General features: G+C 70.0%; 12 protein-coding genes. 8 read left to right on the forward strand and 4 right to left on the reverse strand.

Translation table 11 applies throughout. The features are described 5' to 3' along the window. Nucleotides 1-10: 10 nt before the first annotated feature. From AC1DS4_RS00780 to AC1DS4_RS00795, 4 genes are all read left to right on the forward strand, one after another. Nucleotides 11-1333 (forward strand): hemolysin family protein, encoded by a 1323-nt coding sequence (locus AC1DS4_RS00780; protein ID WP_477631965.1) that lies wholly within the window; start codon nucleotides 11-13, stop codon nucleotides 1331-1333. After that, nucleotides 1330-2313: a GTPase Era gene (gene era, locus AC1DS4_RS00785; protein ID WP_477631966.1), complete on the forward strand. Its 984-nt coding sequence runs from the start codon at nucleotides 1330-1332 to the stop codon at nucleotides 2311-2313. The genes AC1DS4_RS00780 and era overlap by 4 nt, the downstream gene beginning before the upstream one ends. Nucleotides 2314-2630: 317 nt before the next feature. Continuing rightward, a complete protein-coding gene (locus AC1DS4_RS00790) occupies nucleotides 2631-4367 on the forward strand; it encodes a BCCT family transporter (RefSeq protein WP_477624736.1) in 1737 nt (578 codons plus the stop codon). A 44-nt stretch (nucleotides 4368-4411) separates the two neighbouring features. Then, the gene (locus tag AC1DS4_RS00795) at nucleotides 4412-5446 is read left to right on the forward strand and encodes an aspartate-semialdehyde dehydrogenase (RefSeq protein ID WP_477612554.1); all 1035 of its coding nucleotides are present in this window, start codon (nucleotides 4412-4414) and stop codon (nucleotides 5444-5446) included. A gap of 72 nt (nucleotides 5447-5518) precedes the next feature. Here AC1DS4_RS00795 and AC1DS4_RS00800 read toward each other — a convergent pair whose 3' ends face one another. The 3 genes from AC1DS4_RS00800 to AC1DS4_RS00810 all read right to left on the reverse strand — a co-directional run bounded on the left by AC1DS4_RS00800 (nucleotide 5519) and on the right by AC1DS4_RS00810 (nucleotide 9198). After that, a complete protein-coding gene (locus AC1DS4_RS00800; RefSeq protein WP_477631967.1) occupies nucleotides 5519-7510 on the reverse strand; it encodes an acyl-CoA dehydrogenase family protein in 1992 nt (663 codons plus the stop codon). A 141-nt stretch (nucleotides 7511-7651) separates the two neighbouring features. After that, a complete protein-coding gene (locus AC1DS4_RS00805; RefSeq protein ID WP_477612556.1) occupies nucleotides 7652-8296 on the reverse strand; it encodes a GNAT family N-acetyltransferase in 645 nt (214 codons plus the stop codon). A gap of 5 nt (nucleotides 8297-8301) precedes the next feature. Further along, nucleotides 8302-9198 carry a GNAT family N-acetyltransferase gene (locus tag AC1DS4_RS00810; protein ID WP_477612557.1) on the reverse strand — a complete coding sequence of 299 codons (897 nt, stop codon included), beginning with the start codon at nucleotides 9196-9198 and terminating at the stop codon, nucleotides 8302-8304. Between the two features lie 121 nt (nucleotides 9199-9319). Between AC1DS4_RS00810 and AC1DS4_RS00815 the strand changes: the two genes are divergently transcribed. Genes AC1DS4_RS00815 through AC1DS4_RS00830 form a run of 4 tightly spaced genes read left to right on the forward strand, consistent with a single transcriptional unit; the run spans nucleotide 9320 to nucleotide 12861 of the window. Next, entirely contained in the window at nucleotides 9320-9832 is a 513-nt protein-coding gene (locus AC1DS4_RS00815; RefSeq protein ID WP_477645978.1) for an ArsR/SmtB family transcription factor, read from the forward strand. After that, entirely contained in the window at nucleotides 9829-11115 is a 1287-nt protein-coding gene (locus tag AC1DS4_RS00820) for an MFS transporter (RefSeq protein ID WP_477612559.1), read from the forward strand. The genes AC1DS4_RS00815 and AC1DS4_RS00820 overlap by 4 nt, the downstream gene beginning before the upstream one ends. A 32-nt stretch (nucleotides 11116-11147) precedes the next feature. Then, the gene (locus AC1DS4_RS00825; protein WP_477612560.1) at nucleotides 11148-11801 is read left to right on the forward strand and encodes a GntR family transcriptional regulator; all 654 of its coding nucleotides are present in this window, start codon (nucleotides 11148-11150) and stop codon (nucleotides 11799-11801) included. 40 nt (nucleotides 11802-11841) lie between these two features. After that, nucleotides 11842-12861, forward strand: a complete 1020-nt coding sequence (locus AC1DS4_RS00830; RefSeq protein WP_477631968.1) for a 1-aminocyclopropane-1-carboxylate deaminase — start codon at nucleotides 11842-11844, stop codon at nucleotides 12859-12861. Here the strand turns inward: AC1DS4_RS00830 and AC1DS4_RS00835 are convergent. Beyond that, nucleotides 12840-13652, reverse strand: coding sequence for a hypothetical protein (locus AC1DS4_RS00835; protein ID WP_477612562.1), 813 nt, complete (start codon nucleotides 13650-13652; stop codon nucleotides 12840-12842). The genes AC1DS4_RS00830 and AC1DS4_RS00835 overlap by 22 nt on opposite strands. Between the last annotated feature and the right edge of the window lie 162 nt (nucleotides 13653-13814).

Raw genomic sequence — 13814 nt, forward strand, 5'->3', positions numbered from 1 at the left:
TGGGGCGCCGATGACCGCACTCGTCTTCGCGGCCCTGCTCAGCATCGCTGCAGCCTTCCTCCTCTCAGCGGCCGAGGCGGCCCTGTGGCGGATGTCCCGGGTGCGGGCCCAGGAGCTGCTCGAGGAGAAGCGCACCGGCGCGGTGGCCCTGTCGCGCATCGTCGCCGACAGCGCGGCATACCTGTCCGTGACCGCGTTCCTGCGCATCGTGGCGGAGTCGACCACCGCCGTCCTGATCACGCTCGGGACCATCGACCTGGTCGACGGGTTCTGGCGCAGGCTGCTCATCGCCATCGGGATGATGGCCCTCGTGTCCTTCGTCGTGGTGGGGGTCTCGCCGCGCACCCTCGGGCGTCAACACTCGGATTCCGTTGCCCTGCTTGCCTCCCCGATCATCGTGGGGCTGCGCACCTTCCTCGGGCCGGTGGCGCGGGTGCTGGTCGCCCTCGGCAACGCCGTGACACCGGGGCGCGGCTACCGCGACGGCCCGTTCCAGAGCGAGTCCGAGCTGCGCGACCTCGTCGACCTGGCGGGTGAGAGCTCCGTCATCGAAGCCGGAGAGCGCGAGATGATCCACTCCGTCTTCGAGCTCGGTGACACCGTGGCGCGCGAGGTGATGGTGCCTCGCACCGACATGGTGACCATCGACGGCGAGAAGACGCTGCGCTCGGCGATGTCGCTGTTCCTGAGGTCCGGGTTCTCCCGCATCCCCGTGGTGGGCGACGGTTCCGACGACGTCCTCGGGCTGCTCTACTTCAAGGACGTCGTCCGCCGGGTCAACGCCGGCCACGAGTCGGGCACCCTGCCGGTCACCGCGCAGATGCGACCCATGCACTACGTCCCCGAGAGCAAGCCGGTCGACGACCTCCTGCGCGAGATGCAGCGCGACCAGAGCCACTTCGCGCTCGTCGTCGACGAGTACGGCGGCACGGCCGGCCTCGTGACGATCGAGGACATCATCGAGGAGATCGTGGGCGAGATCGCCGACGAGTACGACCGCGAGGCACCCGGGGTCGAGGACCTCGGCGACGGCACCTTCCGCGTCCCCGCCACCATGGACATCGACGACCTCGCGGACCTCTTCGGCGTCGACATCGAGGAGGACGAGGTCGACACCGTCGGAGGCCTCATCGGCAAGTCCATCGGACGGGTCCCGATCGTCGGCTCCCGCTGCGAGGTGGGCGGGCTCGCCCTCACCGCCGAGCGGATGGCCGGTCGTCGGCACCGCATCGCCAGCGTCATCGTGCAGCCCCTGGTCGTCGACGACGAGGCGGACGCCGACGGTGGGCGCGAGCGCACTACGGTGGAACCCGAGCGCGAGGGAGTGTCATGACTGCGAGTGGTTCCGGACCGACCGAGGGTGCTTCACCTTCGATCGCCACGCCATCGGACGCCACGCCATCGGAATACACCGCCGGCTTCGCCTGCCTGGTCGGGCGTCCCAATGCCGGGAAGTCGACGCTGACCAACGCCCTCGTGGGGGAGAAGGTGGCGATCACCTCCTCGAAGCCCCAGACCACCCGGCACACGATCCGAGGGATCGTCTCGACGCCGGCGTCGCAGCTCGTCCTGGTCGACACCCCGGGGCTGCACAAGCCGCGGACCCTGCTGGGGGAGCGGCTCAACGATGTCGTGCGCGAGACCCTGCTCGAGGTCGACGTCATCGGGTTCTGCCTCCCGGCCGACCAGAAGATCGGTCCTGGCGACGGGTTCATCGCCCGCGAGCTCAAGGAGATCCAGCAGGACCGGCGCCGGCCCGTCGTCGCGATCGCGACCAAGATCGACGCGGTCGACCGACAGCGGCTGGCCGAGCACCTCATCGCGATCGACCAGCTGGGGGACTGGGCGGCGATCGTGCCCTGCTCCGCCGTCGACGGTCGCCAGGTCGAGGACGTGGCGCAGGTGCTGTCGAGCTACCTGCCGCCGTCGCCGGGCCCCCTCTACCCCGTGGGACAGCTGACCGACGAACCGGACGTCGTCATGATCGCCGAGCTGGTCCGCGAGGCCGCCCTCGAGGGAGTCCGCGACGAGCTGCCGCACTCGCTGGCCGTGGTCGTCGAGGAGATGTTGCTGCGCCCCGGCCGCCCGGAGGACAAGCCGTTGCTCGACATCCGCGTCAACGTCTTCGTCGAACGGTCGTCCCAGAAGGCCATCATCATCGGCCGCGGTGGGTCGCGACTGCGTGAGGTCGGCACCACTGCCCGGATCGGCATCGAGAAGCTGTTGGGCCAGCGGGTCTACCTCGACCTGCACGTCAAGATCGCCAAGGACTGGCAGCGCGACCCCAAGCAGCTCCAGCGCCTCGGCTTCTAGTCGCTCCCGGTTCTGGACCATCCCCTCGACCGCGTGTGGTGAGGCTCACGGCATACCTGGGAACCGTTGCAGGGCAACGGATCTGGCTCAGGCACTTGCCCCGTGTGGTGTCGGCGACTTGAGATCGTTGGTCGTTCTCGACAGGGTTGGCGGTCGGCCGCAATGGTTTTGAACCGCAACTGATACGTCACCGACGAGAACCGAAGGAGCGGCGCCCTCCCCAACGAGGGCGCCTACGCCACGTGGACACGACACTGACCAAGACGGGCCCCGTTGCCCCGGCAGAAGCTGCCGGCGAGCACGACGCCCTCGAGCACCTGCCGGACAACCAGCACCCCGCCCTCGACCCCGTCGTGGTGGAGCACCAGGCCGACGAACCACAGAAGGTCGACACCATCGTCTTCGGTGTCACCGCCGCCATCGCGGTCGCCTTCGTCCTGTGGGGCTTCCTCAGCACCGACACCCTCAGCTCGGCCTCAGGCGCTGGTCTCGGCTGGGTCGTGCACAACATGGGCTGGCTCTTCTCGCTGGTGGCGTCGGGCTTCGTGCTCTTCGTCATCTGGATCGCGGCCAGCAAGTACGGGCGCATCACCCTCGGCCGTGACGACGAGGAGCCCGAGTTCAAGACGGTCTCCTGGATCGCGATGATGTTCTCCGCGGGCATGGGGATCGGCCTGATGTTCTACGGCGTGTCCGAGCCGCTCTCGCACTTCGTGACGCCGCCGCCCGGCACCGGGGCGGCCGGCAACCCCGAGGCCGTGCAGAACGCCATGGCCACCACGCTGTTCCACTGGACCCTGCACCCGTGGGCCATCTACGCGGTCGTCGGACTGGCCATCGCCTACGGCGTGTTCCGCAAGGGGCGCTCGCTGCTCATCAGCTCGGCATTCGCACCGCTGCTGGGGGAGAAGCACACCAACGGTCCTGCCGGTCGCGTCATCGACATGCTCGCGATCTTCGCGACGCTGTTCGGCTCGGCCGCCTCGCTCGGCCTCGGCGCGCTCCAGATCGGTTCGGGCTTCCAGATCGTCGCGGGCATCGGCAAGGCGGGCAACATGCTCCTCGTCGCCATCATCGCGGTCCTCACCGTCTGCTTCATCCTGTCGGCCGTCTCCGGCGTCGCGAAGGGCATCCAGTGGCTGTCCAACATCAACATGGTGCTGGCCCTCGGGCTCGCGGTCTTCGTCTTCGTCGTCGGCCCGACCGTCTTCATCCTGGACCTCGTGCCCACGGCCGTGGGCTCCTACTTCCAGGACCTCGCGATGATGTCGGCGCGCACCGACGCCGCCGGCGGTTCCGCCATGAAGGAGTGGCTGTCGGGCTGGACGATCTTCTACTGGGCCTGGTGGGTCAGCTGGACCCCGTTCGTGGGCATGTTCATCGCGCGCATCTCGCGGGGTCGCACCATCCGCCAGTTCGTGACCGGCGTCCTGCTGGTCCCGAGCCTGGTGTCCCTGGTGTGGTTCGCCATCTTCGGTGGCGCCGGCATCGACATGCAGCGTGGTGGCACCGACCTGGCGGGTGCAGGGTCCTCCGAGGGGACGCTGTTCGCGATGCTCTCGCACATGCCCTTGTCGACGATCACCTCGATCGTCGTCATGGCGCTCGTCGCGATCTTCTTCGTCTCCGGTGCGGATGCCGCGTCCATCGTCATGGGCACGCTGTCCGAGCGAGGCACCCTCGCACCCAGCCGCAAGACGGTCATCTTCTGGGGCGCCGCCACTGGTGCGGTCGCCGCGGTCATGCTGCTGGTCGGCGGTGAGGACGCGTTGTCAGGGCTGCAGAACATCACCATCGTGGCGGCGCTGCCGTTCCTCGTCGTGATGATCGGGCTGGCCATCGCGCTGGTCAAGGACCTCAGCAGCGACCCGCTCATCGTCCGCCGCGCGTATGCCGTGGCTGCGATCGAGCAGGCTGTCGTGGCGGGCGTGACCGAGCACGGTGACGACTTCACCCTGACGTTCGAGGAGTCCGCTCCGGGCGAAGGTGTCGGCGATCTCGTGACCGTGGGGTCGACTTCCGACAACGAGCACACAGGTTCTGCCACATCGTGAGCCGCTGAACCGCTGCACGACCGAGCCGACCTATCCTTGGTCCCATGAGAATTGGTGTCTTCGGGGCCACCGGGCAGGTCGGCTCGGTCATGCGCGCACTCCTCGCCGAGCGGGGCTTCCCGGTCGACGAGATCCGCTACTTCGCGTCGGCGCGGTCTGCCGGCACCACGCTGCCGTGGGCCGGCGGCGAGGTCACCGTCGAGGACTCGGCCACGGCCGACTTCTCCGGGATCGACATCGCGCTCTTCTCCAACGGGGGAGCGGCCTCCAAGGAGCTCGCCCCCAAGGTCGCCGCAGCGGGGGCGATCGTGGTCGACAACTCGTCGGCCTGGCGCAAGGACCCGGAGGTCCCGCTGGTCGTGAGCGAGGTCAACGCCGACGACCTCGACACCATCCCCAAGGGCATCGTCGCCAACCCCAACTGCACGACGATGGCCGCGATGCCGGTGCTCAAGCCGCTGCACGACGAGGCAGGTCTGGTTCGCCTCACCGTGGCGTCCTACCAGGCCGTGTCCGGATCCGGTGGCAAGGGCGTCCAGGAGCTCGACGGCCAGCTGCGCGGTGGGTATGCCGCGGGCGCACCTGCCGACCTCGCCCTCGACGGGCGCGCGGTGGAGGTGCCGGCACCGAACGTCTACGCCGTGCCGGTGGGCTTCAACGTCATCCCGCTCGCCGGGTCGATCGTGGACGACGGCTCGCTGGAGACCGACGAGGAGCAGAAGCTCCGCAACGAGTCCCGCAAGATCCTGCACATCCCCGACCTCCTTGTCTCCGGCACCTGCGTGCGCGTGCCGGTCTTCACGGGTCACTCGCTGGCCATCCACGCCGAGTTCGCCGACGACATCACGCCGGAGCGCGCTCTCGAGCTGCTGGCCAAGGCGCCGGGTGTCGTCGTGACGGACGTGCCCAACCCGCTCGAGGCCGCCGGGCGTGACGAGGTCTACGTCGGGCGCGTGCGCGTCGACCAGGCCGCCCCCGCCGGCAAGGGACTGGTGCTGTTCGTCGTCGGCGACAACCTGCGCAAGGGTGCGGCCCTGAACGCCGTCCAGATCGCCGAGGAGCTGCTCAAGCGCCGCTGACCCGCTGTCGAGAGCGCACGACACGCTGACGGACTGCGGGTAAGCCCAGCGTGTCCTGCACTTTCGACGCTGTCAGCGGACGCCGCGCCAGACCGACTCGGTCTCGCTGGCACCCGGTGACCAGGGCGCGATCCACGGCCCAGTGCCCTCGCTCTGGTCGAGTACACCTTCCTCCAGCCAGGTGTAGTCGCCCGCCAGCACGCCCTTGGCCAGACGCGTGTCGGCGTCGTCGGAGTTGGACCACAGGTCCGTGAACAGAGCCTCCACCCGGTGTCGGCTCTGCTGGCAGAACACGTCGGCCAGCTGGTAGGCCGAGCGTCCTCGGGCCTCGTCGTCCACGCGCAACATCTCTGCCCGGCTGCAGGCCGCGGCGATGGCGAACAGCTCGGCGCCGATGTCGACGACCCGGCCCAGGAACACCTGCCGGTACTCCATCCTCGCCTGCCACCGCGACATGCCGTAGAAGGTCTGCCGGGCGAGCTTGCGACTGGACCGCTCGACGAACCGCAGGTGGGTCGCCAACGGTCCGAACTCGGCATACGAGGTGGGGGTTGCGCCCTTGCCGATCACGAGCTGCGGCAGCCACTTCGCGTAGAAGCCGCTGGCGCCCGCGGCTGCACGGGCCTTGTCCTCGAGCGAGGCGTCCTTGTCGGCGAGGGCGCCCGCGGCCTTGAGGTGGGCGTCGACGGCCTCGCGGGCGACGATGAGGTGCATGATCTCGGTCGACCCCTCGAAGATCCGGTTGATCCGCAGGTCGCGCATCATCTGCTCCGCCGGGACGGCGCGTTCGCCACGGGCCCTCAGCGACTCGGCCGTCTCGTAGCCGCGACCGCCTCGCACCTGGACGAGCTCGTCGGCGATCTGCCAAGCCATCTCGCTCGACCACAGCTTGGCCAGCGCCGCCTCGATCCGGATGTCCTTGCTGCCGGCATCGGCGAGCTGGGCCGACAGCTCCAGGACCGACTCGAGGCCGTAGGTGGTCGCGGCGATGAAGGCGATCTTCTCCGCCACGGCCCCGTGCTCGCCGACCGGACGGCCCCACTGGACCCGCTCGGCCGACCACTCGCGCGCGATCTTCAGCGCCCACTTGCCCGCGGCGGCGCACATCGCCGGGATCGACAGGCGTCCGGCATTGAGGGTGGTGAGCGCGATCTTGAGCCCCTCGCCCTCCTTGCCGAGCCGGTTCTCCGCCGGCACGCGCACCTGGTGGAAACGCGTGAGGCCGTTCTCGATGCCCTTGAGCCCCATGAAGGAGTTGCGTCGCTCGACGGTGATCCCTTCGGCGCTGCCCTCGACCACGAAGGCGGTGATGCCGCCCTTCTGTTGGTCGTCACCGTGACCCTCGTGGGCCGGCACCCGGGCCATGACGACGAGCAGCTCAGCGACGACGCCGTTGGTGGTCCACAGCTTCACCCCGTCGAGCAGGTATGCCGTGCCGTCCTCGGTCGGGGTGGCGGTGCTGCCCATCCGGGCCGGGTCCGAGCCGACGTCCGGCTCGGTGAGCAGGAACGCGGAGATGGCGCCTGCGGCGCACCGGGGCAGGAACGCCTGCTTCTGCTCGGGCGTGCCGACCAGCTTGACCGGCTCGGGGACGCCGATGGACTGGTGGGCGGACAGGAGGGCGCCAAGGCTCGGGTGCGCCGAGCCGACCAGCATCAAGGCCTTGCCGTAGGACGACATGGTCAGGCCGAGCCCGCCGTACTCGCGGGGGATCTTCATGCCGAAGGCACCGATGGCGGCGAGCCGGGCGAGGTCGTCGTCGGGGATCTTCGCCTCGCGCTCGATCCGGGCCCCGTCGATGTCGGCGCAGACCTCCCGCAGCCTGATCAGGAACTCCTCGCCGCGTTCCTCGTCCTCGGGGGTGGCACGCGGGTGCGGATGGACGAGGTCGAGGTCGAAGTGGCCGAGGTAGAGGCCCTTGGCGAAGCTGGGGCGGTCCCAGTCCGACTCCCGGGCCGCCTCGGCGACCGCTCGCGACTCCCGCTCGGTGGCCTGCACCACTGGTTGCTGGCTGCTGCCGGCGCCGCTCGTGGTCGGCCGCTCCTGCTCGACGTCACTGCTCATGGCTCGCCTCCTGGGGGCCTCTCACGCTACCCGCGGGTAGCCCTCCGCGCGAGTGCTGAGGCAGGCCCGAGCCAGTCCGCCTGACCGCACGCTGTGACGTGAACCCTCGGCTTCACTCCGGTCCGCACACGGGTGTCGGGCTCACGCGAACATCGACCGCGCTGCGTCCAGGCCGGTGACGTGCACGGGGACTCGGTTGGTGACCGCGGCCCAGCGGTCGCTGGTCAGCCGGAGCCGATCGGACACCACCACCTCGTCGCCGCGGCGGTCGCGCGAGATGCCATCGGGTTGGTAGCCGAGCTTGCGAGACACCCCTTGGGAGGCGTGGTTGTCCTGGAAGACCTCCGTTGTCGCGTCGGTGGCCCCCAGGTGGTCGAAAGCCAGGGTCAAGAGGGCTGTGCGAGCCTCCGTGCCGAAACCCTGCCCGTGAAATCGCAGGCCGAGCCAGGACGACGTGGTGACCTCGCGGTTGACGCGGAAGTCGCGCGCCCTCAACGTCGCGATGCCCATGGTTGTCCCGGCTCGGTCGATGATCGCCATGCCAAGGCTCCAGCTGTCCTGCTCCCAGCAGGACAACCTGTACCAGTGCCCGCTCAGAACGGCTTTCGCTCGTTCTTCAGTGGTGCCTTCGGTCCAGGGCGTGAGGAAGGGGCGTTCGTCCGGACGGTGCACTCCCTCGCCAGCGAGCTCAGCCAAGGCGGTGAGCTCGTCCTCGGACGGGAGGTGCAGGGTGAGCCGGGGAGTGGTCAGGGTCAGGCCGAACGTGGGCCACAGGTCAGCAAGCACGGCACTCAGAGGTCAGTCATCCAGTGGCGCCAGGTCTGGGTGACTTGCATGCCCACGTGCTCGTACAGGCCGAGGGCGCCGGTACGCGAATCGGTGGACAGCTCGCTCACCGTGGCGCCGTGGTCCCTCGCGCGTCCGAAAGCATCCACGAGCAGCGCCCTCGCCAGACCCAGGCCGCGCTGGTCGCGCCGCACCGCGATCGCGTCGACGTAGCCAGTGCTGCCCGCGAGAATCGTGTAGCACACCCCGACCTCGCTGCCCTGCGGGTCGACGACGAACCGGATCTGCCACGGCTCGAACCCGGGGCGGAGCGGGCCACGGGGCGCCCAGTCCTCGAACGTCGACGGGTCGCGGTCGGGCCACTCGTTGAAGGCGTCCTCGATGAGCTGGAAGGCGACGCGGCCGTCGGCCGGCCCCGCGAACTCCCGAAGGGCGTAGCCCTCGGGCAGTGGCTGTGGCTCGATGGTCCGCTCCGCAGGCACCTGGAGCACCCACGAGGTCCACCCCAGCCGGTAGTCGCGGGCCTTGAGGAACGCCTCAGGGTTGGTGTCGCCGGGCACCGTCTGCCCGACGAGCTTCGAGCCACGGGCTCGGGCACAGTCCTCGAGCCAGTCGGCGAGCCAGGTGCCGATGCCGCGACCCCGGAACTCGGGGTGCACCGAGGCGTCGGCCCGACGCCCCTTGAACACCTCGCCCGAGGCCACGAGCCGGTCACCGTCCCAGATGCCGATGGCTTCCGTGGCGAGGTCGAAGCTGCCGCGGGCCCAGTCGCCCTCGATGTCCTCCACCTCGATGGCGGCCTCACCGACGTCATGGGTCTCCGCGGCGGTGACGATCTCGAAGACGGCGTGCGCGTCCGCAGGGGAGAGGGGGCGGGCCACCAGCCCGACGGGAAGCTCCATGGCGGAATCGTGCCGGGCTGAGGGGACCCGGTGCACCTGTATTTCGGGACGACAGTGCCAGGAGATTGTGAGAGAGTTCTCTCGAAACAACTCTCTCACAATCTCTGGTCAGGGGGCCACGGTGTCCACCAACCCGTACGGCGACGTCGAGCTGACCCCTCGGGGAATGCGCGCGCTCGCCCACCCTGTTCGGCTGGCGATCCTCAGCCGCCTCCAGGTGGACGGCCCGAGCACGGCCACCGCGCTTGCCCCTCAGGTCGGCGCGACCCCGTCGGTGACGAGCTGGCACCTTCGCCACCTCGCCGAACACGGCTTGGTGAAGGATGCGGCAGTCGAGTCCGACGGCCGCCAGCGGTGGTGGGAGGCCGTGGGTCGAGGCTTCCGCTTCACTCCCACCACCGACGACGCCGGGCGCGACGCGGCGACCCTGCTCTCCCGAGTCATGTTCGAGCAGGCCGAGGACCTCCCCGGCCGGTGGGCCAGGGACGTCGAGCCCCTGCTCGAGGACGACAGGCGCCGCAAGGCCGACCGGGAGCCGGTGCCGGACGGGCGCAACGTGCGGATGCTGCGCTACCTGCTTCCCGAAGCGGACCTTCCCGAAGCTGGCCGCACCGAAGCGGAGCGGACCTCGTGAAGGAGACGACGGCAGGCCCAGCGGTCAAGGCCCCACTGTGGCGGGACCGACGGTTCGCCACCTACTGGGCGGGTCAGGGCATCTCGCAGTTCGGCGACCGGATCACCGAGCTGGCGCTGCCACTCATCGCGGTCACGGCCCTGCACGCCACCGCCCCCACGGTCGGCCTGCTGACGGCGGCGGTGTGGACGCCCAACCTGCTGTCGCTGTTCGTCGGCACGTGGGTCGACCACCAGGCGCGCAAGCGCCGGTTACTCATCGTCGCCGACCTCCTGCGCTGTGTCGTGCTGCTGACCCTGCCCGTCGCGCACTTCCTCGGGGTGATCACGATGGGTCAGCTCTTCGCCGTGGCGCTGCTCGCAGGAGCCGGGCAGGTGCTCTACCAGACCTCCTATCCGAGCTTCTTCGTCGGACTGGTGCGGCGTGACCAGTTCGTCGAGGCCAACAGCCTGCTCAGCGGCACCCGGTCGGCGTCGTTCGTGGCGGGTCCAGCGGTGGCTGGTGGCCTCATCCAAGCGGTGACGGCGCCGGTGGCCATGCTGGTCGACGCGGTCACCTTCGCCGTATCGGCGTTGCTGATCGGGAGGGTTCGCGTGCCCGACCTGCCGGTCGACACCTCCAACGAGGCCCGCCTGTTGCGTCGATCCCGCGACGGCATGGGCCTGGTCCTCAAAGATCCGTACCTGCGGGCGTCCCTGGCGTGCGCCACGACCATCAACCTGTTCAACCTGATGGCCGGCGCGCTGCTGATCCTCTTCGCCAGCCGCGAGCTCGGACTCTCGGCCGGGGTGATCGGCCTCGCGCTCGGCACCGGGGCGACGGGAGGACTGCTCGGCACGGTGCTCGCCGGACCGATGGCCCGGCGGATCGGGCTCGGGCGCACGATCGCGTTCGGCGCGGTCGTGTTCTCCGCGCCTTTCGCACTGCTGCCTCTGGCCCACGGTCCGACGTGGTCGAGGGCTGGCGTCCTGGCGCTCGTCGAGTTCATCTCGGCTCTGGGGGTGATGTGCCTCGACATCCCACTCAACGCCCTGATGACGGCGGTGACCCCGGACGGCGTCCGCAGTCGCGTCAGCGGTGCGTTCTCCACGGTGAACTACGGCATCCGCCCGCTCGGCGCAGTCCTCGGCGGGCTGGTCGGGGAGTGGATCGGGCTGGCGCCCACCATGGTGGTCGCAGCGGTCGGTGGCTCCCTGTCGGTGCTGTTCCTGCTGTGGTCTCCGGTCTTCTCGACCGCCTCCATCGAAGAGCTGGACGCGGTCCACGAGGTGAGTGGGGCTTGACGCGAACCACCTCTTGATATGCAATATATCGGGTGCCGATACCGTCCTCCCAGACCCCCGTGTCCCGTGCCCTGCTCCGCGACGACGTCTACCGGCGGGTGAGGGACGCGATCGTCGACGGCACCCTCGCCCCCGGCGAGCAGCTCCGCGACCAGGAGCTGGCGGTCTGGCTCGGCGTGAGCCGGACACCGGTGCGGGAGGCCCTGCTCCGCCTCCAGCAGGCCGGGCTCGTCGCCTCCCTCCCCGGCCGCTCGACCACGGTGGCTTCGCTCGACCACCGCGCGGCCCGTGACGCCCAGGCAGTCGTTGCCCAGATGCATCGGTTGGCCGTCCACGACGCCGTCGGACAGCTGACCGCCGACGACCTCGACCGCATGCGCGACGCCAACGCGCGCTTCCGTGCGGCTCTGGAGGCTGGTGACGCCGAGGCGGCGCTCGCCGCCGATGACGAGCTCCACGGCATACCGGTCTCGGCAGCGGGCAATGCGGCGCTGGCGGCCGTCCTCGACCAGTTCACCCCTGTCCTTCGGCGGGTCGAGCGACTGCGCTTCAGTTCGCTCTCAGGCCGCGGGTCGGTCGCCCTGCACGCCCGGCTCATCGACCTGTGCGAGGCGGGGGACCGCGAGGCCGCCGCCGAGGTCTCCCACGAGACGTGGCAGACCCTCGCACCCCTGCTCGACACCTGACCGCTTCAGCCCAGCCAGCCCTCTCAGCCCAGGAGACGCCATGTCGATCCACGACTTCGAGCGCTACCCGCTCACCTTCGGCCCGAGCCCGGTGCACCGCCTCGCGCGCCTCACCGAGCACCTCGGTGGCGCCCAGGTGTGGGCCAAGCGCGAGGACTGCAACAGCGGACTGGCCTTTGGTGGCAACAAGACCCGCAAGCTCGAGTACATCGTGCCGGACGCGCTCGCCCAGAGTGCAGACACGCTCGTGTCCATCGGTGGGTACCAGTCGAACCACACGCGTCAGGTGGCGGCGGTCGCGGCGCACCTCGGTCTCAGGTGCCGCCTCGTGCAGGAGAAGTGGGTGGACTGGGACGACCCGGTCAACGACAAGGTGGGCAACATCCTGCTGTCACGGATCATGGGCGCCGACGCCCGCCTGGACCCGCACGGCTTCGACATCGGCATCCGCTCGTCCTGGGAGGAGGCCCTCCGCGAGGTCGAGGAGGCGGGCGGCAAGCCCTACGGCATCCCGGCCGGCGCGTCGGAGCACCGGCTCGGCGGGCTCGGCTTCGCCAACTGGGCCTACGAGGTGGTCGAGCAGGAGAAGGAGCTCGGGGTCTTCTTCGACACGATCGTCGTCTGCACGGTGACCGGGTCGACCCACGCCGGCATGATCGCCGGGTTCGCGGCGCTCGAGGATGGGGGCGGTCGGCCTCGCCGGGTGCTGGGGATCGATGCCTCGGCGACGATCGACAAGACGCGCGACCAAGTGCAGCGCATAGCGCAGCACACCGCAGACCTCATCGGGGTCGGCCGGCCGCTCCGTGACGACGAGGTGACGGTGCTCGAAGGCTGGGCCGGCGACCTCTACGGCATCCCGGTGGAGTCAACGGTCGACGCCATCAGGCTGAGTGGCCGGCTGGAAGGCATGATCATCGACCCCGTCTACGAGGGAAAGTCGATGGCCGGCCTCGTCGACCTCGTGACGTCCCGCGAGATCCCCGAGGACTCGACGGTGCTCTACGCACATCTCGGCGGGCAGCCCGCCCTCAACGCCTACTCAGGGATCTTCGACTGACCGGCGAAGGTCCAGCCGCGTTCGGCCAGCGCCTCTCGCAGGAAGCGCAGGGCGATCGGCCCCACGCCGTGGAGCGCCGCCAGCCCTTCCTCGCTGCGGTCCCTGACCTGCTCCAGGGTCCAGATCCCCTCGGCCCGCAGAGCCCGCGTCGCCGGGGCGCCGATGCGAGGCAGGGGAGTGCCGTCGGGGGCTGTGGCCCGGTCCAACCGAGGAGCACCCGACTCGGCGTCGACCACGGCCGCGCCGCGGGGTGAGAGCCGGTAGCCGATGTCGAGCGACTCCGTGAGGCCGAGCTCCTTGAGCTTGCGGACGTCACGCTTGAAGCTGGGGGTGTCCCGGCCCAGCTCGGCGGCAAGCTCCGGCGCGCGGACCGTGGGGAAGCGGTCGATGATCGCCAGCGTCGCCCTCGTCCAGGGGCCGATCCCCGAGGCGCGGTCGAGCCGGTCGAGTCGCTCGCGGATCGTGGCCACCTCGTCGGCCTCAGGCAGGGTGGCGCGCAGCTGCTCCCTCGGGTCGGCTCCCGCGTGGCGCAGCCCGACCCGCCACACCGGGCGGTCGGCCTTGGCCTCCAGCATCCGGCGCAGCTCGAGGAGGGACTTCGCGCCGGCCCGCCGGGCCTCCTCTGCAGTGATGCGCGAGGGGGCCACCTTGTCGACGGAGGTCACCTCCAGCAGGCCCACGCGGGTGCGCAGCCGGGTGCCCACGACGACCCGCGGACGGTCCCAGCGCCGGAACGCCAGATCGACGTCGCCCGCCTTGATGGCCGCGAGGGTGTCCGGTCGGATCATCATGGCGGCAACCTACCGGGCCAACGTCCGGATGGTGGGCGACGTGGTTCGGACGTTGGACGTGGGCCGGGCACGCGGCATACCCTCGTCCCGTGCGTTCCTTGCGCCTCCTCCTTCGCCGCCGCGGCGGGGCCTGACCGATCAGCCGCCCCTCGTCGCGGAGTT

The organism is Pedococcus sp. P3_C7 (assembly GCF_056402615.1).

Coding starts and splice junctions, on each gene's coding strand:
- AC1DS4_RS00780 (WP_477631965.1), top strand. CDS start 11: ATGACCGCACTCGTCTTCGCGGCCCTGCTCAGCATCGCTGCAGCCTTC.
- era (WP_477631966.1), top strand. CDS start 1,330: ATGACTGCGAGTGGTTCCGGACCGACCGAGGGTGCTTCACCTTCGATC.
- AC1DS4_RS00795 (WP_477612554.1), top strand. CDS start 4,412: ATGAGAATTGGTGTCTTCGGGGCCACCGGGCAGGTCGGCTCGGTCATG.
- AC1DS4_RS00800 (WP_477631967.1), bottom strand. CDS start 7,510: ATGAGCAGTGACGTCGAGCAGGAGCGGCCGACCACGAGCGGCGCCGGC.
- AC1DS4_RS00810 (WP_477612557.1), bottom strand. CDS start 9,198: ATGGAGCTTCCCGTCGGGCTGGTGGCCCGCCCCCTCTCCCCTGCGGAC.
- AC1DS4_RS00830 (WP_477631968.1), top strand. CDS start 11,842: ATGTCGATCCACGACTTCGAGCGCTACCCGCTCACCTTCGGCCCGAGC.
- AC1DS4_RS00835 (WP_477612562.1), bottom strand. CDS start 13,652: ATGATGATCCGACCGGACACCCTCGCGGCCATCAAGGCGGGCGACGTC.